This window comes from Methylotenera sp. (assembly GCF_036401095.1).
Classification (GTDB): domain Bacteria; phylum Pseudomonadota; class Gammaproteobacteria; order Burkholderiales; family Methylophilaceae; genus Methylotenera.
Genome location: NZ_DASWWA010000003.1, coordinates 367,787 through 388,015, shown reverse-complemented (window position 1 = coordinate 388,015; position 20,229 = coordinate 367,787). Strand labels below are relative to the sequence as shown.

Sequence of the window (20,229 nt, the reverse complement as noted above, 5' to 3'; positions counted from 1 at the left end):
ATTCCCCTAACCAAAAGGCTGACATTGGGTTTAGGATCGACCACGATTAAAAATCAGTGCTTTTTCTCATGATGTGGAGAAATGAGGTATATCAATGGCGACATCCAACTACCTACCACCATAATTGAGGCTAAGTTAAAAGTATGTGCAGTAGCGTACTTAATTAAATATCGGCATTGCAAAAAAATGACAACTAATCACTATCACAAGCTGTGACCGTCAATAGCTTGGAGTCAAGAGATGCAAATCACATTGCATCATTAAAACCATCATCACGATAAGCTACGTATCGATTTTTCCCTATCCCATTGACGTGTTTTTGCAGCTGCAATAAATGCCTCTGTTTTTACTGCCTCTACTACACCTGCATCATTTCCAATATTAGATATTTTCAACAACACATCCCCACCCTTATCCGCAGCAATTGCTTTCAAATGGCCGAAAGCATCGCGAATAAAGTCGATTGCAGCCGCTTCAGAAGATAATTTTTTTGCACCCTCACTCGAAAGAATAACGGCAACTGCGTCAAATATTACCGACGGTGTACCGGCCAGTTGCCCATCTACTTTAAGCATTGAGCCATCGCTTAGTTTGGCGTCACCGATCTTAGGTGCGATTAATTTCACACCAGCGCCGGCCTCAATCACAGCCTTTTTAAAGCTGTTGATAACGGCGGCGTCTGACCCGTCTGCAATTAAAATCCCGATTGAACGACCTGCAAGCGTATTTTTCATCTTACCAATGACCTGCAGCGCTGGTGATGGCGGCATTTCCCGCAGGACCGTGGTGGTTTCAGGCGCAGCAGGCAGACCATTAATACCTAAACCTTTTACTACCCGACTTGCAAGGTCTTGTGAAATATGTCGCATATGACCAACCATGGCTTCTCTAATATGCAAATGCTCCACTTTAGATAATTCGAACACTAATGCTGAGGCGATATGTGCCTGCTCATAACTGGTTTGGCTAACAAAGAATTGTCGTGCCTGGCTGTAATGGTCTGCGAAACTCTCGGCCCTGATGCGGCCTTTAACGCCAGTCTCGTTGACGGCAGCGCTACGAAATCCCTGGGGTGTCTCACGTGGGGAAGCTTCTGATAAGGAGTTAGGCTCATAAGAAACTCTGCCAGCAGGCTGCTCCATCTGCATATGTCCATCGCGCTGATGATTTGCAAATGGACATTTAGGCGCGTTAATTGGGATCTGATGAAAATTAGGTGAGCCTAATCGTGAAAGCTGTGTATCCAGGTAAGAAAACAAGCGCCCTTGTAGTAATGGGTCGTTGGAGAAATCGATACCGGGCACTACGTGAGATGGGCAAAAAGCCACCTGTTCGGTTTCTGCAAAGAAATTATTCGGCCAACGGTTTAGCACCATACGACCAATCACTTGCAATGGAACTAGCTCTTCCGGGATCAGCTTGGTTGCATCAAGGTGATCGAATGGAAATTGATCAGCCTCTTCTGCTGTAAAGAGCTGAACCGCTAAATCCCATTCTGGAAAATTACCAGCCTCAATTGCCTCAAACATATCACGGCGCATAAAATCTTGGTCAGCACCCGCAGCTTTCACCGCTTCATCCCATATCATGGATTGCAGTCCAAGTTTAGGGCGCCAATGGAATTTCACAAAAGTTGAATCGCCGCTTTCATTAATCAGCCGAAAGCTATGCACGCCAAAGCCTTCGATCATGCGCAGCGAACGTGGAATCGTGCGATCCGACATGATCCACATCACCATATGCATAGACTCTGGTGTGAGTGAAATGAAATCCCAAAACGTATCATGGGCGGTAGCCGATTGCGGAAAACCACGATCAGGCTCCATTTTGACGGCGTGCACCAGATCGGGAAACTTGATGGCATCTTGTATAAAGAACACTGGAATGTTGTTACCAACCAAATCCCAATTGCCTTCCTTGGTGTAAAACTTAGTGGCAAAGCCGCGTACGTCACGTGGTGTATCCACAGAACCTGAGCCACCGGCAACCGTTGAGATGCGGGTAAATAGCGGTGTACTCTCGCCTACTTCGGTGAGGATTTTGGCAGTGGTGTATTGCTGCAAGGAATGCGTCAACTCAAAATAACCATGCACACCTGTACCGCGTGCGTGCACTATGCGCTCTGGAATACGCTCATGGTCAAAATGCGTGATTTTTTCGCGGAGGATAAAATCCTCCAGTAATACTGGGCCGAGCGGATTCGCTTTTAGCGAGTTCTGGTTATCGGAGATTGGCAGGCCCTGATTCGTCGTAATTGATGCATGCTCACCATCGGCAAGCTGATGTAACTCACCACCTTGTCCTATCTCGGTATTATCATCCAATGAAGCACCATCTTTGCTATTGATTAACCGGTCATTGCTCATATAGTGCTTCCTAAAAAATTATCAAATAAGGTAATTGCCAGCGAGTAGAGATTAAGCTCGCTCAGCCATCAACACGTGTTTGCGAGCAGCCATCTTGTCACCTAACTCCATCAAATTGAGTTTGCTAGCTTTGGCCTTGGTAAACATTTCCTCTTGCTCTTCTTTAACGTGATGTTTCACATACTCGGCGAGTACTTTTATTTTTGCATCGAACATTTCACCATCTGGCTCTACGCCTTCTACTTGCGCCATCAGTGATTTCAAAGTTTCATGTTCCACGGTAGCCTCTGGAATCATTTCATGATCTTTCAATGCCTGTTTAACCGCTGGGTAAAATATCTCTTCTTCCACCTGCGAATGTACACTAAGCTCCATGCAGATCTGGCTCACGAGTTTTTTCTTCATGGCCTTTGTTGAAGCCTGCTCATAATCGTAAAACAGTCCATCCACCAATTTATGGTCAGCTCGCAGCAATGCTGTGGCATCCTGCGCTTTTGGCGGTGTGGCAGACTGGGGCGTTTTAGTTGCTGTAGTAGTCATGTGGTATTTCCTTTTTGTGAGTGCTTAATATGGAATAACAGGCGGCATGCAAAGCGTCTAATGTACGAACAAAGCTATCAGGATAATGATTGGAATAGGAATGCCGAGAAAGAACAGTAGTAATGAACGCATGATGATCTCCAGAATGAATGAACTGAATAAAAGTGTGTAGCGTTTAAGCTAGGCACAACCGTCGCGACAACGGCCGCCACAAGTAGCAGATAAACTCGCAGAAAACGCCCCCATAAGCAGTGAAACAAATAACCATAATGTGGTGTAAATAGAAGCTTTACGTGCTTTTTCGGCGGCTTGTTTGGCTGCTATTTCTGCATTGCGCACCTTGGCCTGCATGCTGGCATAAATATCAGTCACGCGTTTTTCTGCTTCCTGCTCAGTCAAACCAGTACGGCTTGATACCAATTGGCTTATATACGCCAGATCACTTGCTGGTAATGATGGCATATCAAATGAGTTCACAAAGATGCGCGCCACTTCAGATGTAGCGGCTAAAGTGTCATCGCTTGCTACGACGTTGCCACCTGTAGAGCCTGCATCAGCCATATCTACATTTTTTCTAAACAGTGCATCAGCAAAATATCCCATGACACCAGTCGCAGAACCGTTGGGATTGTCAGTCTTAACCACCTCACTACCAGCGGCTACAGCTGCAGTTGCAGCGCTGCCAGTTACTGTAGCTGCGGCCTGAACTCCGCCACGCACAATAGAGCTTACAACTGACGCCAGCATCACTGCGGTTACTAAGGTAGCAACTGCCCAAGATAGAAATCCGTGTGCAGTATCGCGGAAATAAACTTCATCCGTATCCACCCCTGCCCACCTGATGCGTAGCCTGCCAGCCAGATACCCACCCATGCCTGATGCGATAATTTGGGTAACTGTTATCCAAACAATGGTAGATACTCCAAATGTGGATGCACTAACCCCTTTGTTAGCCCAGGGTGAAACGGATGACAAGCCTAAGCCAGTGCCTAGTAGCAAAAGTATTAAGGATAAAGTAGCGGCTGCAACAGCACCTGCCAATATCGCAGCCCACGATATTGCACTGGTATTTTTGTGTATAGAGTTAAAGCCAGCTTCGGGCAAAACATGCGTACGAGTTAATTCTTCTGTATTGGATAAGTTAGCGGTACTGGATACATTAGAAAGCGCCATGATAAAGCTCCACAGTTTTATGAGTGGTGAGTATTGCACTCATGCATATGAGGTTCTGTTTGATGGCGTACATTAAGTTAAATTAATCTACGTTTTTTACATCTGGCTTATAAAGTAATTTAAATAATGATGAGACAACCTTAGCCTGATACTTATGTTCAGTTAGTGTGGTAACGCACCGACTCTGTGTTAATAAAAAACTTATTGTTTGGCCTACAAATTTAAGAGCGAATTAAATAGTTAGTTTTATATGATTCCTCATTTGTAATTAATAAATTATGTTTACAAAGGAAATAACATGAGCTTAGTCACGGGGTTGTTTAAAGATCGAAACAGTGCAGAAAATGCATATAAATCACTATCTGCATCTGGTTACAATGCCAATGAAATTGATGTAGTAATGTCTGATGAAACACGCGAAAAATATTATGGGAAATATGCAACATTAGAGACTGAAGTGGGTAATAAAGCTGCGGAAGGAGCAGCAATTGGTGGTGCGGTTGGCAGTACAGCGGGTGCGATAGCCGCAGCAATCGCGGCTGTAGGTACGTCATTGGTGTTACCTGGTTTAGGGTTAGTCATTGCCGGTCCACTCGCAGCTGCTGTTGCAGGCGCTGGTGCTGGCGGTGTAACTGCAGGTATCGTAGGCGCACTTATTGGCTGGGGCATCCCTGAAGATAGGTTGAAAGAATATGAGCAAGGGATTAATCAAGGCGGCATTCTCATCGGTGTTAAATCTAAGTCAGATGAGGACACGTATCGCCTTGAGAATGACTGGAAAAATCAGGATGGAAACCAAATCAAGTCATAACGCATTTGGTACATCTTATTAAAAAAAGCCCGCTTTAACTCAGTGGGCTTTTTTTCGTTGTGGCTTCTGATTAACGTAGCTTGAGTTGCAAATAATCTTAGTGGCAGACACCAATACCTTCGCTGCTACCTACAACACTTTATCAACATTATGTTAGTTAACGAACCGATAGAAGCCATCATGATGAATATCATGTTCATATTAAGAATAGCTAACAGATTTGGAACGTGACTTTATGCCATTAACCATACTCACGTTGAACGCTGTCAATCTATTAGCTTAAATCAAGGAAAATCAACATGAAACGTCATTATGTGTCTGGATTTTTTGCCTCTAAAGAAGATGCTGAAAGCACCCTTTTAGTGTTACTTGCTGATAAGTTCCCCCCAGATAGATTAAAGATTTTCAAAAGTCATGTAGATGCATCTACCTCAAAAATGGAGGCAGAAAGTAATGAAGTACTTAAAGACATTTTGGTGGATGGTGCAATAGGCGCTGGTGTCGGTACAGGGATTGGCGTGCTAGTTGAAGTAGCATTGGTTGCCGCAAATGTAACCTTGTTTGTTGCTAGCCCATTAATAGCGCCACTGGCATTACTCGGCTGGGGCGCTAGTTTAGGTGCATTGGCTGGAACGACCATAGGCTTTAAAGTTCCTGCCGATGATAAAGGCGGTAAGTTCTCTGACATGATTAGAGATGCGATCGCCAATGACCAAGTTGTCTTGGTTGCAGAAACTACTACGCAAGCTGAAACTAAATTGGCGCATCAAGTCATACAAGATGCAGTAGGCAGCTACAAAGACACCAGCAGCGCAACAAAAGCGCTTGAACACTCAGGCCTGCACCATCATTGATAAACGCAGTTACATGAACCAGGCTTTTATAGTGCAAGTGCTGAATATTCAGCGCATTGATATCGCCAACTTAAATATGATTTTTTAACTACTTGCGTGTGAATAAAAGCGCTGCGCCGGCCACTATTGATATCACCCCTAGCCAAACTGGGATGTTTACAGTTTCCTTATCTTTGATAGAAAGCTCAATCGGCCCTATCTTAGCCTCATGAGTTTCCTTGGTGTAGGTAAAACTCCCGTACGCCAAACCAAGGGCACCAGTAACAATTAATACAATTGCTAATACTTTGATTGCGTTCACTCGACACTCTCCTTTAAGGATCACTTGCTTAGCTTAAGGCAACGTTAAATAAAGCAGCGTATAAATATTGAAACTGCTTTACTAAACGTCTTAGCTACATATTACCTGACTTATTAGAGACCGCGACCTTGAATTACACGTATTAATATCACAACAATGGCAACTATTAACAGAATGTGAATGAGGCCGCCCATGGTGTACGATGAAACTAGGCCAAGCACCCAAAGAATGAGCAATATTATTGCAATGGTTTCAAGCACTTAAGTTCTCCTTATCAAACTACCAATTGACTATTTAGCTTTAAGTCGCATATCGTTTTTAACAGATGCAACACCTTTAACGCCACGTGCCACTTCTATTGCTTTATCAATATCTTCGGCCGAATTAACAAATCCACTTAACTGCACCACACCCTTGTAGGTTTCGACGTTTATTTCGGCAGATTTCAAGGAAGGTTCATTCAAAACTGCTGCTTTTACCTTAGTGGTAATAACAGTGTCATCTAGGTACTCACCGGTGCTCTCATGCTTAGGGGTTGATGTATCTTTATTGTGGCTTGTTGAGGCACATCCAGATGCTGCGGCTAGTAGCCCAACCATAACAATGGTGGAAATTTTTGTAAGTACTTTCATAGGTTTTCTCCTTATTAATTTAACAATTTCAGTGACAGGTAGCTTTAAGCTATAACACTTAATGTTCTTCCACTTCTAAGCTCATCATATCTGCCATTGGAGAAAGACTATGTGCGGTGTCGAACACATCGCCGATATTTTTTTAAAACATATCCCGTAAATAGGGCTTACTTAGCTAGATTAATAAATAGCATGGTAGTTAATGCACACAGATTGACTTGTCACCTACATAGCTATACAAAACTAACCAGCAGCACTCACAAATCACAGTAGGATAGAGTCACTCGTTGCGATAACCACCAGACGGCCCTTTTCTATGCTCCTGGCCCCGTGGCTCAGCTTCATTTGCACTGTTGCCATACCGTCGTTGCTCATTAGGCTGCGGCCTTGTCCTACCCTGCTCTCTTTGATCTATCCATTGCTCTGACTGCTGCCTACGATGATTAGTCTCTATGCGTTCCTCAGGTGCAGGCGGCATGGTTGACCTATCAACATTCATCTCTTCATTTCGTGGGCGCTGTGAACGTGTATTAGCAGGCACATCCTGTGGAGGAGGATACATCTGTAATTGCCGAGTACGTTCGTCCGAGCTAGGTTGTTGTTGGTTCTGATGTCGTTGGATTTGCTGATGCTGTTTTCGCCTTTGCTCCTGACTTTCCGGCCGCCCTTGTTGCTGGCTTGCTGGAGGTGGCATTAATATATCTTCGTCTCGTCTTTGTGGTGATTCATAACGCTGATTGTCCTGCCGCCTGAAACCTCTATCTTCAGGTGCGCCCTGCCCCGGTTGCTGATTTGGCGCTCTCGGTAACAGTTGTTTCTGATAGCGTTGCTTAACTATTGGGTCTTGCGGGTGGTAACGGTAATATTTCTGATGTAGCTCATACTGTTGCTCCACTTGTTTTGGATAGCGATCACCAGAGTATTGGCGCTGATAGACCGGCGGTGGCGCAGCTGGTGGAACAAAACGCCGATCCCATCTATCCCAACCTCTTCTATGCTGATCCCAATCATGTCCCCAGTGATCCCCCCAACGTGGCGGTGCATCGCGTCGCCATCCGTAAAAATACATTGGTGGCTGGCGATAATAGCGTACAGGGATTCGCAAAATAAATACCGGTACGTCTTCAGGGTAAACCAGCCACCAAGGGCCGTTGTACCAAGAGCTGGTGTACCAGTCATCATCTTGGTAAATCCAATACAAACCGTCATAAAAAAAGTAATTGGCATCGAGTCGAGGTGCGTAATAAACCGGGTAACCGGCTACCACAACAAGCTCAGGGAACACCGATAGATTAACCCTGACGCTAACTTGCGCAGAAACAAGAGTCACAGGACACAGCAACATAGCTACAACAAGCAGTACATAGCGAATTTTATACATCTTGTACCTCCCGGTTTATAAAACTTAGACACACAATTTATGGTCATAGCATAGAGTGTGATACTGGCTCTTATTTAGAGTATGACATTACGCTAAATGTTCTTATCTGAGCAGCATACATAAAAATAAAATACCGCTGCATCAGCACTTAAATGACAGATTAATCCAATATCAATATTAAGTTACAGTTTGAATACCAACGTGCATATAAGTTAGCTAGCGCACAGATAATCACTAGCCAATATGTTACTTTTACTCGACTAATAGAGTAATTGCTCTTTACAACTGACATCGTCTAAATCCACCCTATAAATTGGGCGTCCTTCCAACTTTCGTATTTCTTTCAAGTGACTGAGAAATGGCTATCGACAAGAGATACTTATGGACACAAAAAAAATCATTCTCCAACGCGTTGCGCAAGTTGCGGTTGCACTTTTACTCACATTAGTTGTTGGCTGTAGTTCAATACCTACCATGGTGCCGGACATGTCTTTACGGACATCACGGGCAGTACAGTTTGAAGGTGCCCATGGCGCCTTATCTCCCAAGCAGAGTAAAGCGATTCTCACTAAGCTCAAAAAAGATGGTGACGATACCAATATCTTCGATAAACATCTGGCACTGGAAGCTGAGATTGTTGGCAGCCCTTTAGTTGTTGGCAACAAGGTAGAGCTACTGATTGATGGGCCAACCACTTATAACGCCATGTTCGCGGCAATAGAAGCTGCAAAAGATCATATCAATATGGAGACATTCATTATTGAAAATGATGAAGTAGGACAGCGTTTTATAGAGTTGTTAGTCAAAAAGCAGCGCAGTGGCGTACAGGTCAACCTTATTTACGATAGTGTAGGCTCATTAAATACGCCAGCATCATTCTTTACGCCTTTAATAGAAAGTGGCGGCAAGGTGTTGGAATTTAACCCGGTGAACCCGCTTAATACACGCAAAACATGGCAAGTCACCCAGCGTGATCATCGCAAGCTTTTAATTGTAGATGGCCAGACTGCATTTGTAGGCGGCATCAATATCAGTAGTGTGTATTCCAGAGGCTCTCATGGTAGTGGCTCATTCGGCAAATCAAAACCTGATAAAGACAAACAACCATGGCGCGATACTCATTTACGGATTGCAGGGCCGATTGCGGATGAGTTTCAGAAATTATTTTTAGCTACCTGGTATCTACAACAAGGTTCTCCATTAGAGATTAAGCACTATTTTCCAGAGCTTAGCCCGCAAGGCAATGATGTCGTGCGAGCCATCGGCAGCTCACCAGAGGAGTCATATAGCTTAATATTCTCCACCCTGCTCTCAGCAATCAATAGCGCAGAAACTAATATTTTTCTGACGAATGCTTATTTTGTCCCAGATCCGCAAATGCTAGACGCATTGAAAAACGCAGTAAAACGCGGGGTTGATGTGAAACTATTATTACCAGAAAAGACCGACTCTTTCTTAGTACTCAATGCATCGCGCTCTTATTACGATGAATTATTAAGTGCCGACATTAAGATTTTTGAAAGGCAGGATGCACTACTGCATGCAAAAACCGCAGTCATAGATGGTGTATGGTCAACCATAGGTTCAACCAATCTAGACTGGCGTAGCTTCGTCAATAATCAAGAAATCAATGCCGTTATATTGGGTCAGGATTTTGGTACACAGATGCAGGTGTTGTTTGACAAAGATTTGGAGTCATCCAAACAAATTACACTTGAAGCATGGAGAAAACGCACACTCAGCGCCCGCATCAAAGAAAGAGCTGCTCGACTATGGGCTCGCTGGCTGTAATCACTTTAATTAGATGATAATTTTAAATCATACTTTGAATGGTAAAAATACACGTTGTATATCTGTTTTAGTGATTTTTTGCCTATGTTTTGCGACTGAAAATGCTTACGCTGCCCAATCAGACACCTCCAACCTTGAATTAGTGGCAAAGTATAATGAGCTAAGCAAACAGCTTAATAACAACCAGTTTAAACGCCCTCTCTATATGAGTTCTATGGAGTCATCGGATAATCTAAAAGGTGAAATATTTGCCGTGGTCAATTATCCTTTTGCTACTGTGAGCCAGGCACTAAACAACCCTGCACATTGGTGTGATGTACTGATACTGCACATTAATATCAAATACTGCCATGCTGAGATTAATCAAGACAGCACAATACTGAGTGTCAATATCGGTAAAAAGGATGATCAGTTATTAGCTGATGCTTATCGAGTGTCGTTCAACTATCAGGAAGTCACTACAACACCCAATCACTTTGCTATTGAGCTCAATGCTGAGCATGGACCATTTAGCACGCGTGATTATCAAATCTTGCTGGAAGCCATACCAGTCAAAGGTGGGCGTACTTTCTTGCATTTTAATTATGCTTATGGCTTTGGTTTAAGTGGCAATCTAGCGATGCAAGGTTATTTAGCAACAGCAGGCAGAAATAAAGTGGGATTCACTATTACAGGAAAAACCGCGGATGGAAAGCCTAAGTTTATTCAGGGGATACGTGGCATTGTGGAACGGAATACTATGCGCTACTACTTAGCAATTGATGCTTACCTTGCTGAGTTAAATACGCCGCATCAGGACGTATTGGAGCAGCGTTTACAGCACTGGTATAGCTCTACTGACCAATATGCCATTCAGCTACAAGAGGTTGCAAGAGATGACTACCTGACAATGAAACGTAGGGAGTACCGACGTCAGCAGGTAATTCAATGAGAACAATTACTTATTAGGCTGAGCTATCGGGAATGATGGTCGGTATAGTATTTATGCTGTTACTTAAGGTAACAATGCTTAGCTAACCACTATAAGTAGCTAGCATTATTGCTTTAAAGCCTTACCTCTTAATATTTGCCATCATGCTTTCCGTCACCCCTACCATCCCTTCGATCATCATCTCTGTCATGATCGTGACCGTGGTTTTTATCGTGATGCTGACCGCGGTGATAACCTTCATCATGTTGAGCCCTGACAAAGCATCCGCTCAAGATAATCGAAACTATACTTAAAACTAACAATAATTTTTTCATCTTAACTCCTTCTAGAAAACTATTAACACATTGCAAGCCTGACAACACCTACGCCAGCTGCGCTATTGAAATGAGAAATAATAGAAGCCATGCCTAGTAAGGTTGACAGCTAGCACAGCACATCAACAAGACGGAAGAGGATTTAGAATCTGCACTGATAGCAATTGATAACGTGAGCTTGAGAGTTAAACAGGCGTAGCTTGTTCAGTGCCAGCGAGATATTAGTTATGTTCGCTTGCTTCGTCTTTAATTGCTTTACCGCCCTTTTCGATATCCTTGCCGGCACCTTCAACTGTGTTGCAAGCAGTTAGTGCAGAAGCAATCGCTGTGAAAAACAGTGTGGTGAGCACTAGTACGAATAGTCTTTTAATCATGATGAGTCTCCTATCATTTAAGAAGCGTGCCCAATGAACAGACACCAACGTGTTATCTTGTTCAATGATGCACTCACCACCTTAGTTAATCTGTGCGCCAGCACACAATTAGCTGTGTAGTGGCATATAGATCAAACTGATTAATTTTGAAGCTTAGAAACTCTCCATACCGTGTTACCAACATCGTCTGCAACTAATAGCGCGCCATTTTTATCCAAGGCCACGCCAACTGGCCGACCATAAGCTTGGCCGCTCTTGCTTAAGAAGCCTGTCAATATATCTACTGGCAACCCTGCTGGTTTACCGTTGTCCATTGCAACAAATATCACCTTGTAACCACTATGGGGTTTTCTATTCCATGACCCATGCTGGCCAATAAACATACCATGTGAAAACTGAGTTGGCAGGGATGTGCCGTCCGATGACACTAAACCCAAAGAACCTGTGTGTGAACCCAGTGCATAATCAGGAGCAATCGACTTAGCTACTAATTCAGGTGCTTGCGGCTGTACGCGCTGATCAACATGTTGACCATAATAACTATAGGGCCAACCATAAAATCCGCCATATTGAACTGATGTTAGGTAGTCTGGCACAAGATCACTGCCGATTGCATCACGCTCATTGACCACGGTAAACAACTTGCCTGATGGCTTATCCCAAGCTAAACCATTAGGGTTACGTAAGCCAGAGGCATAAATGCGATGACTTCCCGATTTTAGATCCAGCTCCCAAATGGCTGCACGCTCAAATTCTGCTGCCATGCCAACTTCTGCCACGTTACTGTTAGAGCCTACTGTTATATATAGCTTTGTAGCATCTGTACTTGCGATTAAATTCTTAGTCCAGTGATAATTAATAGCCCCTGCTGGTAAATCAAGTACTTTAACGCCAGGCAAGGTAATCGATTTATCACCACTTTTATATGAAAACCGCATCACTGAGTCGGTATTAGCGATGTACAAATGACTACCAACCAGAGCCATGCCAAACGGTGAATTTAGCCCCTCGATAAATGGCAACCTCATATCTGCTATACCGTCGTGATTGAGATCACGCAGCAATGTGATGCGGTTAGCACTAGCTACGCCAGCCCCTGCGCGACTCATAACCAAGCCGGTTATCCAGCCTTTGATACTAAACTCACTATCTGACTTTTTGGGGCCATTCGTTTCTGCAACCAGCACATCACCATTGGGTAATACATATAACCATCGTGGATGATCTAACCCAGTAGCAAATGCATTGACCTTTGTGCCGTTGGTAGCTACTGGCGTAGCACCACTAGGCCACCCTATTGCTGGCGCAATATTAACCGTAGGAAAGATGGTTTGATTAGGTGCAGGTAACGAGGGGTTGGGGCCCATGCCGGCAGAAATAGGCAAACGAGCAACCTCACCACACGCCGTCACCGTTAAAAATGCAGCAATAATGAAGAGATTGCTACTTACGCTTTTTACTTTTTTATTATTCAAAATTATATTTTCCCCATAAGCACCAATATGATAAGCACTAACACAATCAGCCCCAGACCACCGCTTGGCCCATACCCCCAATTTCTACTGTGACCCCAGTTTGGCAGTGCGCCTACCAACATTAAAACTAAAACAATCAACAATATTGTTCCTATGCTCATGACAATCTCCTTAAGTAGTTTAAACGGATACTGGATGACGCCGTTTTACTCAGAAAACTCTAAGCCTATTAAAAATATAGTTCAGTATGCCAACGCACAGACGTTTAGCAAACAACTAAATAAAATAATCAATCATGACAATAAGTTAAAACAACTTATATTGATAATTAGGAGAAGTTATATGAATAAATTTATCGTAAGTACATTAGCAACAGTAATGTGTGTAAGCGCATTTTCTGTTATTGCTGCAACCACAGTTGAAAACACGGATGATGGCAGCGCAATAGGATCATCTGAATCGCCACAAATTAAAGAACAAGATAAAAGAATTGATAAAAAAGCAACGAATAAGAGCCTAAAAAGAAACGGCACTATGAGCCACAGCGACAAAGAAATGAAAGCAATGGATACCGATAGCAATGGCCTTGTGTCCAAAGATGAATATATTTTATACCATGAAAAAATGTACGACAAAATGAAGCAGAAAAATGGTGGTATAAGTTATAAAAACTCAATGAACAACAAACCTATTGGCACGACTAGCGGTGAAAGTCAAAACGGCAGTGTAGACATTACTAAACAAGATGCACCAATTAACGGCACTTCAACTGGCACCAATCAATAGCTAAATAGCAGTTTGACTTACCATTTACCGCTATTTTGTATCGTTATGTTGATGGTTAATCCGCGTTTATCAATTTAATGCTAACTCCATAACAAAAACCAGCCATCGATTGATGGCTGGTTTTTTAATGCGAACTAACTATAAACCAAATTTAATTTTAGCTGTATCTATACATTTGTCTTTTGCCGAACCTGCAAGTACGTCACACTTTTCTTTAGCTACAGCATAATCAGCATCACGCTTTTGCATAGCGGCGTCTTTACGAGCATCTGACTTTGTTTCCATTGCGTCTGCATTAGCATCATTAGTGATAAGAATTGCCTCATCTTTAGCATCCATTGATTTCTCATTGGCCTCAGCATTTGCTTTTCTGCTCTGTTTTTCTAGTTTAGCGTCTGATATTAAGCGCGTATTAACTGCCTTGGCCTCTTTTAAGCAAACATCCTTATTATTACCAGCTTTGTCATCACACTTTTGTTCAGCTAGGGCATAGTCTGCATCGGCTTTAGCAACATGTGCTTTATATCTATTATCAGCAGAAGGTTGATAAGTTGCCTCAAGATTGGCTTCAGCTACATTACTTTTACCCTTAGCTTCGGCCATACATATATCGTTTGCATTACCGGAGAAAGCATCACAAGATAATTTTGCTGCTTTATGCTCAGCATTAATTTTTTTTACTGTTGCTTCATATTGATTTTTTGACATTGATTCTGCACTTGCATTCATATTGAATGCGAGCGTGATAGTGATTGCTAATATACTTAATTTAAATTTTTTCACGTTGATTTCCTGTTGTTAACATCATGTTTAATTCATTATTTCTATGTTCAAGCTAGAGCCAGTGATGCACCTATCATTAGACGCATTTTTATGCTCATTGCTTTGCTTTAGGCTTATTGCGTGGGCTAAAGCGCTGATCAGAATCAGTCTCTTGGTTTAATCCTTCAGGGCTTGCAATACTGATCTTATGCGGCTTCAAATCACTTTTATGCGTATTAACGTTGTAATCTTTACCTGACTCAGGCTGTCTTTTGGCTTTGCGTTTAAGCTCACTCCAATTAGTGTCATTGCGGTTCCAGTTCATGTTGACTCCTAATGTCATATATTCCGTTGTAACGGTTAATATCCATTTAGATTAATTCGTATTAATGGATAGCGTTTTAATGGAGGCGATGTAACTATTCTTGTATTGAGTTATAGCCTTGCGTCAACTAATGGCCGTGAGTGTTTTTATCAGACCAACTAGATTCATTTTGCTTTGATTGCCAATCATCTATTTCTTTTTCAACGTCATCTTTTGTCTGGCCATAAGCTTCTTGTATTTTTCCAGCCAACTGGTCACGCTTACCAGCAATGACATCCAATTGATCATCAGTTAATTTGCCCCATTGCTGTTTCACGTTACCTTTTAATTGCTTCCAATTACCTTCGATTTGGTCCCAGTTCATTTTGTATCCTTTATGAAATTAATTGAACGATGTAACTGATTAACTTGTAGTTTTCATCGCAAGTTAAAGACTACAGCGCAGTTAAGTTTGCTTCTGTTTGCTACCCCACATACATGTGGCTTGATTTAGATAAATTTGAATACGCTATAAGCTGATGGGAGTAACTGATGAGCTAATTAATATCAACAATGTGGAGTGCGGCCTTATTACATGCCAAAAAGAAAAAATAAAAAAATTACTACTTAATTATCAATAATTTACTATTTAAAATTAAAGTAAAAAGTATGAAAATTATCTCTATAAAGTTTAGACTATCAAACCTTCATGCCTTCTAAAAGTGACGCCATATCATCCGCATGCTCTTCTTCCATTGCCAATATTTCTTTAATCATGCGCTGAGTGGTCGGGTCGTTATTACCCAAAAAAGCAACTATTTCACGATAGCTTTCAATAGCAATACGCTCTGCTATTAAATCTTCTTTAATCATGCTCACTAATGAGTCACCTGGCACATACTCGGCGTGGCTGCGGCTACTTAATCCATCTGGTGAGAAATCCGGCTCACCTCCAAGCTCAGTGATACGTTTGGCAATACGGTCAGCATGGGCCATTTCCTCCTTAGCATGTTGCAAGAACTCGACTTTAACCGATTCTGAACTAATGCCTTTTGCCATGAAGTAATGCCGTTTATAGCGTAGAACACACACTAACTCTGTAGCCAATGCCTCGTTAAGAAGCTTGATGATAGTTTCACGATGAGCACCATACCCAATGGTGACTGCACCCTCCTCTACGTTTTGTCGCGCACGCGCACGCAAGGTTGCAATATCGGTTAAAACTGAGGGTCCACTATTTTCTGTGCCATTGATATGCATTTTGTTTTCCCCTAAGGCTTATTTTTATAATTTTTAGATTTACCAAGATGAACCTTGTCTTTTTTTATGGTTTTTCTGTCGAACAGTTCACCTTCAGCATCATCTCCATTCATACCATACATTTCTTGTTTCTTTGCTGCTAAGTGATTTCGTGCGTCTGCTAAATAGTCAGTCTGATTATCTGTTTTATTTCTATGCTCTTTAGCATTACCTTTGAAGTGTTTTGAGTCTCCATCTATCCTGTTCCAGTTCATTTTAGTTCCTTAGTCAATGTTGAAATTTTGATAAGCCATTACTAGAGTTCAGCTCAATTTATTGACTAGGCTAAATTAACCTACATTGGAAATCAGTGCGATAACGCACATAAAAAGCTTCGAATAAACGCAACATTTACATACTGTTAATTGCTATAAGTTAAATATTTACTTACATTGATTTAAGTGATTTATAAATATTTTTATAAGAGCGAAAGCGCACATACGCCACATGTTCCTCCTGCTATAAATTAACAGCCGTCAAAATATATTAATTTAATTGTAAGGAGAGTTATGATGAGTAATCTAGTACGTAATATGATTGGATCTGCCGCATTACTAGCTAGTATTTCAGCACACGCAACTGTAGACACTTACGGCGATTTGTTGGCTGGCAGTTATCAACCAAGTGAACCATTCGCCACTATGTCTTATACCAACATTGGCAACGTTTACAGTTTCACCCTCAGCGCATTAGATCTTGATGCTATTTTTACTGATGGAAGTTTCATCGGAGCAATTGCGGTAGATGCTGCCAGTCAGCCTATCATTTCAAATGTAGTCGGTGATACTGTCGTCTCAGTTGCTAACGGTGGCGGTCCAACTGGTATATTCGACTTTAGGTTTGACCTCACAGGCCCACAGCAAAATAGATTAACGGCTAACGAAACTGTAAGTTGGGATGCTACTTTCTCGCAAGCCACTACATTAACTGCAGACTCATTTGCACTACATGTTCAGGGCTTAACTAGAGAGCAAGGTGGCAGTGCCTGGTACACAGCAACGCCTGTGCCAGAACCAGAAACCTACGCCATGATGCTAGTGGGGCTAGGTATGCTTGGTTTTACAGCTAAACGTAAAAATAACAGTTAGTACTTTGCTCAATCAGCGCCTCAAAATGCGCTGATTGAGCAACTTTTCTAGCAATTGAACCCTGTAAACAGTGAGATTAGTAAAATCTAATTGATATAAAAAGCCATATAGGCTTCAATCAAACATTGTTGCCACACGCTGTAAACAATCATCGCATAATGACTGCGCATACTCCGATGTATCAGCTTCAGCATAACAACGTAACTCAGGCGCATTGCCAGATGGCCTTAAATGGACGATATCACCCGAACTAAATCGCACGCGCAACCCGTCAGTGGTATCAATAGTAACAATACCGCCGGCATCTGGTGCCATCATCAGCCGCGCACGTGGCGCATCGTGTTGCAGTAATGTCAGCAAGCTCGCGCTTTGCTCTTGTGGGAAGTTTTGCAAACGATCACTAAAAGTGTATCGGCTAGGCAAACTTGCGACTAACTCTGATACCTTACAACCTTGCACTCGCGCCATGGCAAGCACTGCTAACATAGGCAGCACAGCATCACGCGTGGCAAGCGCGCTCAACTTCTTATCACCCCGTACCACATCGCTACCTAGCAAGAAACCACCATTCGCTTCAAAGCCGACTATCAGGCCAGATTTGTCTGCAAGTGCCTGTTCCATCGCTGCGATTACATACGGAGAGCCTATTCTGGTACGTATCACCTGGCTAAACCAAGATGACTGCTCAGTAAGGGAGCTACTGCTCACAGGGGTAACCACCACATCTGCGGCTAGATACTTAGCGCACAGAATCCCCACCATATCACCTCGCATCCACACACCTAGCTCATCACCAATCAGTGGGCGATCTGCATCACCATCAGTAGAGAATATCGCATCAAAATTGTGTTCCTTTGCCCAATCGGACGCCTGAATGACATCTTCAGCTCGAACCGCTTCAGTGTCTATAGGCACGAACTCCTGAGTGCGCCCCAGTGTAATTACCTCAACCCCTAACGCCTCCAAAATGGCACGTAATAAGTCTCTTGCAACACTGGAGTGCTCATAAATAGCGACGCGTAGTCCTACCAAGTTAGCCTCAGCAAAAAAATCGACATAACGCTCAATATAATGCGCTTCTACTTTTTGATCAGCTAGCGGCAATCGCCTAGACAAAATGTCCGGCAGGTTAACAATTGCATGCTGCATAGCGAGCTCGTCTGCTTTAGAAATTTCACCTTGCTGACCATAGAACTTGATGCCATTGCGGTCAAATGGAATATGGCTACCTGTTACCACAATTGCTGCGGCATTTTGGTATTGGGCGTAACAGGCAAGCGCTGGTGTGGGCAAAGCACCTGCATACACCACCTCGCCGCCGCCATCGGTAATAGCTGCGGCACAGACGCTGGCAATATGTGGGCTGCTAGGCCGCAAATCATGGCCTACAATTACCTTAGTAACAGCACCTGTCTGATTAACAGAAAGCATTTCAGAAAGCATTTCAGCAAGCACCACTTGCAAAAAAGCAGTGGTATACGCATAACAGACGGTATCTGTCATGTTTTCTACTAGACCGCGTACGCCACTCGTGCCAAAGCGCACACCGCTACTTGCCATCAGTGCATTTATATCGATATTTTTGGTGACCATTTTCTCTTTATTACAGATAAATTTATCAAACTAGTATTTAGCAATTAATGTTGAGTCGACTTTATTCAGCATACGATCATATGTCTCTTTATCTGTTCTGTAGCAGGCGCACGCTTCGTTTTCCAGGCCTTCAATATCGTGAATCACTACGTAGCCTCTACTGTAGCCAATCAAATTTTTATGCTGTAGTGCTAGTGCTGCTTTCGTGACTCCTACACGTCTTACCCCAAGCATATGTGCCAGTAAATCCTGTGTAATATAAAAAGACGCTGAATGTGCACGATCTCTAATCATGAGTAATAGACGGGCAAGTCGCTCTTCTACAAAGTGAAAACGATTACAAATGGCAGCCTGCACCAGTTGGCTAAATGACACACAGAGATAGCGATTTAAATGATTTTTTAATGCCGGGCTACGCTCAAGACTATTTAAAAAAGATGGTGAATCGATACGAATAGCAGAACCAGTTTTTTGCACCAAAGCACTGAACGGTGCCGTGTTAACCCCTAGCATAAGCGTGATACCCAGCATACCCTCGTTGCCTATCATTGTCACCTCCATTCCCCTGCTCTCCTCGATTGGTGCGACTAATGAAACAATGCTATCAATAGGAAAGTACACGTAATCAATCAGGTCATCACGCTGAATAAGCACATCTGCATAGACAAGTTGTGTTAATTCACATTTTTTTATTAGGTTTTTATACTCATGATCGGGAAGATCAGTCAACAAATGGTTTACAAAAGAAATAGCTTGAGTAGGCAAAGTATCCTCCATGCGGTTCTATTAAACTTTGTAAACAGCAAATATTAAAAGTGGCGTGTAACACCGCTTTTAATAACTACGAGTCAATAGTGTTTAGTCAGTAAAGCAACAAAATAACTGAAGGTGTTGTGCCCAGTCCGTACGTTAAGCCACTTAGGTTTATGAATAACAAATCATGCTATTTACTTAAATATGTGAAAAGCTGCCATGAGCTCATCTAAACCGCCTTATAACCATCTTCTAAAATCTAAAAAAACATGTAGCTAAACTTTTAAAAAACGATTAAACCAGTCACTTTCCGCATTTTATTTTTAAAAATAAATTCACTAAATTTGTAAGTTTAAACTCCTTTGTTTTATTGGCTTAAATTGTCTATATGTGCGGTAGTTAACATATATACCATTGATTATATTGAATATTTTAATTTGTAATTTAAAAAAAGTAGGATATAGTGCAGCAGTTGTTGAAGTTGTTAAAAGCAAACTTATCGAAAGGTAAGCACGCAAAATTACCGGTCTACAGGCTTATGCCATGACAGCGGGATTGCCGGCTTCAGATTGAATTTGTGTAGCTCATCAATAAGCTTAAAAAATAGGATGAATCTTTAAACAGAGCTGGCCTGTATGGCTACTCTGTTGTCAAAATAATCTGGTCATACTGGTTCCATTGTTGGCAAAGCCCTTAATTTA

Annotated in this window: 24 protein-coding genes and 1 riboswitch; of the genes, 6 read left to right on the top strand and 18 right to left on the bottom strand. The window is 42.4% G+C overall.

The features are described 5' to 3' along the window. Nucleotides 1-272: 272 nt before the first annotated feature. The 3 genes from VGD82_RS03600 to VGD82_RS03590 all read right to left on the bottom strand — a co-directional run bounded on the left by VGD82_RS03600 (nucleotide 273) and on the right by VGD82_RS03590 (nucleotide 4,079). On the bottom strand, nucleotides 273-2,366 hold the full coding sequence (locus VGD82_RS03600) for a catalase (protein ID WP_331019092.1): 2,094 nt from the start codon (nucleotides 2,364-2,366) through the stop codon (nucleotides 273-275). 51 nt (nucleotides 2,367-2,417) lie between these two features. Continuing rightward, a complete protein-coding gene (locus VGD82_RS03595; protein WP_331019091.1) occupies nucleotides 2,418-2,906 on the bottom strand; it encodes a hemerythrin domain-containing protein in 489 nt (162 codons plus the stop codon). 180 nt (nucleotides 2,907-3,086) lie between these two features. After that, complete coding sequence (locus tag VGD82_RS03590) at nucleotides 3,087-4,079, bottom strand: hypothetical protein (RefSeq protein ID WP_331019090.1); 993 nt, start codon at nucleotides 4,077-4,079, stop codon at nucleotides 3,087-3,089. A 298-nt stretch (nucleotides 4,080-4,377) separates the two neighbouring features. Here VGD82_RS03590 and VGD82_RS03585 point away from each other — a divergent pair, with 298 nt between their 5' ends. Both VGD82_RS03585 and VGD82_RS03580 read left to right on the top strand, forming a co-directional pair. Continuing rightward, nucleotides 4,378-4,890, top strand: coding sequence for a hypothetical protein (locus VGD82_RS03585; RefSeq protein ID WP_331019089.1), 513 nt, complete (start codon nucleotides 4,378-4,380; stop codon nucleotides 4,888-4,890). Nucleotides 4,891-5,189: 299 nt separating this feature from the next. Further along, entirely contained in the window at nucleotides 5,190-5,744 is a 555-nt protein-coding gene (locus VGD82_RS03580; protein WP_331019088.1) for a hypothetical protein, read from the top strand. Nucleotides 5,745-5,832: 88 nt separating this feature from the next. Here the strand turns inward: VGD82_RS03580 and VGD82_RS03575 are convergent, their stop codons facing one another. From VGD82_RS03575 to VGD82_RS03560, 4 genes are all read right to left on the bottom strand, one after another. Beyond that, entirely contained in the window at nucleotides 5,833-6,045 is a 213-nt protein-coding gene (locus tag VGD82_RS03575) for a hypothetical protein (protein WP_331019087.1), read from the bottom strand. Nucleotides 6,046-6,158: 113 nt separating this feature from the next. Then, nucleotides 6,159-6,305, bottom strand: a complete 147-nt coding sequence (locus tag VGD82_RS03570; RefSeq protein ID WP_331019086.1) for a lmo0937 family membrane protein — start codon at nucleotides 6,303-6,305, stop codon at nucleotides 6,159-6,161. A gap of 30 nt (nucleotides 6,306-6,335) precedes the next feature. Beyond that, entirely contained in the window at nucleotides 6,336-6,677 is a 342-nt protein-coding gene (locus tag VGD82_RS03565; RefSeq protein WP_331019085.1) for a BON domain-containing protein, read from the bottom strand. A gap of 280 nt (nucleotides 6,678-6,957) precedes the next feature. Next, nucleotides 6,958-8,058, bottom strand: coding sequence for a hypothetical protein (locus VGD82_RS03560; protein ID WP_331019084.1), 1,101 nt, complete (start codon nucleotides 8,056-8,058; stop codon nucleotides 6,958-6,960). A gap of 381 nt (nucleotides 8,059-8,439) precedes the next feature. On the opposite strand from VGD82_RS03560, the gene cls reads away from it, so the two are divergent. Continuing rightward, complete coding sequence (cls, locus tag VGD82_RS03555; protein ID WP_331019083.1) at nucleotides 8,440-9,849, top strand: cardiolipin synthase; 1,410 nt, start codon at nucleotides 8,440-8,442, stop codon at nucleotides 9,847-9,849. 142 nt (nucleotides 9,850-9,991) lie between these two features. Beyond that, entirely contained in the window at nucleotides 9,992-10,780 is a 789-nt protein-coding gene (locus VGD82_RS03550; protein ID WP_331019082.1) for a hypothetical protein, read from the top strand. Nucleotides 10,781-10,908: 128 nt separating this feature from the next. Here VGD82_RS03550 and VGD82_RS03545 read toward each other — a convergent pair whose 3' ends face one another. The 4 genes from VGD82_RS03545 to VGD82_RS03530 all read right to left on the bottom strand — a co-directional run bounded on the left by VGD82_RS03545 (nucleotide 10,909) and on the right by VGD82_RS03530 (nucleotide 13,104). After that, nucleotides 10,909-11,094 (bottom strand): hypothetical protein, encoded by a 186-nt coding sequence (locus VGD82_RS03545; protein WP_331019081.1) that lies wholly within the window; start codon nucleotides 11,092-11,094, stop codon nucleotides 10,909-10,911. Between the two features lie 221 nt (nucleotides 11,095-11,315). Beyond that, nucleotides 11,316-11,468 (bottom strand): entericidin A/B family lipoprotein, encoded by a 153-nt coding sequence (locus tag VGD82_RS03540; protein ID WP_331019080.1) that lies wholly within the window; start codon nucleotides 11,466-11,468, stop codon nucleotides 11,316-11,318. A gap of 140 nt (nucleotides 11,469-11,608) precedes the next feature. Continuing rightward, on the bottom strand, nucleotides 11,609-12,943 hold the full coding sequence (locus tag VGD82_RS03535; protein ID WP_331019079.1) for a sorbosone dehydrogenase family protein: 1,335 nt from the start codon (nucleotides 12,941-12,943) through the stop codon (nucleotides 11,609-11,611). 2 nt (nucleotides 12,944-12,945) lie between these two features. Further along, nucleotides 12,946-13,104 (bottom strand): DUF3309 family protein, encoded by a 159-nt coding sequence (locus VGD82_RS03530; RefSeq protein ID WP_331019078.1) that lies wholly within the window; start codon nucleotides 13,102-13,104, stop codon nucleotides 12,946-12,948. Between the two features lie 181 nt (nucleotides 13,105-13,285). On the opposite strand from VGD82_RS03530, the gene VGD82_RS03525 reads away from it, so the two are divergent. Further along, complete coding sequence (locus tag VGD82_RS03525; protein WP_331019077.1) at nucleotides 13,286-13,729, top strand: hypothetical protein; 444 nt, start codon at nucleotides 13,286-13,288, stop codon at nucleotides 13,727-13,729. A gap of 138 nt (nucleotides 13,730-13,867) precedes the next feature. Here VGD82_RS03525 and VGD82_RS03520 read toward each other — a convergent pair whose 3' ends face one another. The 5 genes from VGD82_RS03520 to VGD82_RS03500 all read right to left on the bottom strand — a co-directional run bounded on the left by VGD82_RS03520 (nucleotide 13,868) and on the right by VGD82_RS03500 (nucleotide 16,309). Further along, entirely contained in the window at nucleotides 13,868-14,512 is a 645-nt protein-coding gene (locus VGD82_RS03520; protein WP_331019076.1) for a hypothetical protein, read from the bottom strand. A gap of 94 nt (nucleotides 14,513-14,606) precedes the next feature. Further along, nucleotides 14,607-14,816 carry a hypothetical protein gene (locus VGD82_RS03515; RefSeq protein WP_331019075.1) on the bottom strand — a complete coding sequence of 70 codons (210 nt, stop codon included), beginning with the start codon at nucleotides 14,814-14,816 and terminating at the stop codon, nucleotides 14,607-14,609. Between the two features lie 127 nt (nucleotides 14,817-14,943). Continuing rightward, complete coding sequence (locus VGD82_RS03510) at nucleotides 14,944-15,180, bottom strand: CsbD family protein (RefSeq protein WP_331019074.1); 237 nt, start codon at nucleotides 15,178-15,180, stop codon at nucleotides 14,944-14,946. A gap of 314 nt (nucleotides 15,181-15,494) precedes the next feature. Beyond that, entirely contained in the window at nucleotides 15,495-16,055 is a 561-nt protein-coding gene (locus tag VGD82_RS03505; RefSeq protein WP_331019073.1) for a ferritin-like domain-containing protein, read from the bottom strand. Between the two features lie 11 nt (nucleotides 16,056-16,066). Then, on the bottom strand, nucleotides 16,067-16,309 hold the full coding sequence (locus VGD82_RS03500; protein WP_331019072.1) for a general stress protein CsbD: 243 nt from the start codon (nucleotides 16,307-16,309) through the stop codon (nucleotides 16,067-16,069). A 294-nt stretch (nucleotides 16,310-16,603) separates the two neighbouring features. Here VGD82_RS03500 and VGD82_RS03495 point away from each other — a divergent pair, with 294 nt between their 5' ends. Continuing rightward, nucleotides 16,604-17,182 (top strand): FxDxF family PEP-CTERM protein, encoded by a 579-nt coding sequence (locus VGD82_RS03495; RefSeq protein ID WP_331019071.1) that lies wholly within the window; start codon nucleotides 16,604-16,606, stop codon nucleotides 17,180-17,182. Between the two features lie 114 nt (nucleotides 17,183-17,296). Here VGD82_RS03495 and VGD82_RS03490 read toward each other — a convergent pair whose 3' ends face one another. Together VGD82_RS03490 and VGD82_RS03485 are read right to left on the bottom strand one after the other, a co-directional pair. Continuing rightward, nucleotides 17,297-18,775, bottom strand: a complete 1,479-nt coding sequence (locus tag VGD82_RS03490) for a phosphomannomutase (protein ID WP_331019070.1) — start codon at nucleotides 18,773-18,775, stop codon at nucleotides 17,297-17,299. Nucleotides 18,776-18,805: 30 nt separating this feature from the next. Further along, a complete protein-coding gene (locus tag VGD82_RS03485) occupies nucleotides 18,806-19,540 on the bottom strand; it encodes a Crp/Fnr family transcriptional regulator (RefSeq protein ID WP_331019069.1) in 735 nt (244 codons plus the stop codon). 467 nt (nucleotides 19,541-20,007) lie between these two features. Then, nucleotides 20,008-20,091, top strand: a riboswitch (cyclic di-GMP riboswitch). The last annotated feature ends 138 nt before the right edge of the window (nucleotides 20,092-20,229 follow it).

Coding starts and splice junctions, on each gene's coding strand:
- cls (WP_331019083.1), top strand. CDS start 8,440: ATGGACACAAAAAAAATCATTCTCCAACGCGTTGCGCAAGTTGCGGTT.
- VGD82_RS03515 (WP_331019075.1), bottom strand. CDS start 14,816: ATGAACTGGAACCGCAATGACACTAATTGGAGTGAGCTTAAACGCAAA.
- VGD82_RS03495 (WP_331019071.1), top strand. CDS start 16,604: ATGATGAGTAATCTAGTACGTAATATGATTGGATCTGCCGCATTACTA.
- VGD82_RS03590 (WP_331019090.1), bottom strand. CDS start 4,079: ATGGCGCTTTCTAATGTATCCAGTACCGCTAACTTATCCAATACAGAA.
- VGD82_RS03595 (WP_331019091.1), bottom strand. CDS start 2,906: ATGACTACTACAGCAACTAAAACGCCCCAGTCTGCCACACCGCCAAAA.
- VGD82_RS03490 (WP_331019070.1), bottom strand. CDS start 18,775: ATGGTCACCAAAAATATCGATATAAATGCACTGATGGCAAGTAGCGGT.
- VGD82_RS03505 (WP_331019073.1), bottom strand. CDS start 16,055: ATGCATATCAATGGCACAGAAAATAGTGGACCCTCAGTTTTAACCGAT.
- VGD82_RS03600 (WP_331019092.1), bottom strand. CDS start 2,366: ATGAGCAATGACCGGTTAATCAATAGCAAAGATGGTGCTTCATTGGAT.
- VGD82_RS03540 (WP_331019080.1), bottom strand. CDS start 11,468: ATGATTAAAAGACTATTCGTACTAGTGCTCACCACACTGTTTTTCACA.
- VGD82_RS03510 (WP_331019074.1), bottom strand. CDS start 15,180: ATGAACTGGGACCAAATCGAAGGTAATTGGAAGCAATTAAAAGGTAAC.
- VGD82_RS03585 (WP_331019089.1), top strand. CDS start 4,378: ATGAGCTTAGTCACGGGGTTGTTTAAAGATCGAAACAGTGCAGAAAAT.
- VGD82_RS03530 (WP_331019078.1), bottom strand. CDS start 13,104: ATGAGCATAGGAACAATATTGTTGATTGTTTTAGTTTTAATGTTGGTA.
- VGD82_RS03500 (WP_331019072.1), bottom strand. CDS start 16,309: ATGAACTGGAACAGGATAGATGGAGACTCAAAACACTTCAAAGGTAAT.
- VGD82_RS03545 (WP_331019081.1), bottom strand. CDS start 11,094: ATGAAAAAATTATTGTTAGTTTTAAGTATAGTTTCGATTATCTTGAGC.
- VGD82_RS03525 (WP_331019077.1), top strand. CDS start 13,286: ATGAATAAATTTATCGTAAGTACATTAGCAACAGTAATGTGTGTAAGC.
- VGD82_RS03560 (WP_331019084.1), bottom strand. CDS start 8,058: ATGTATAAAATTCGCTATGTACTGCTTGTTGTAGCTATGTTGCTGTGT.
- VGD82_RS03565 (WP_331019085.1), bottom strand. CDS start 6,677: ATGAAAGTACTTACAAAAATTTCCACCATTGTTATGGTTGGGCTACTA.
- VGD82_RS03580 (WP_331019088.1), top strand. CDS start 5,190: ATGAAACGTCATTATGTGTCTGGATTTTTTGCCTCTAAAGAAGATGCT.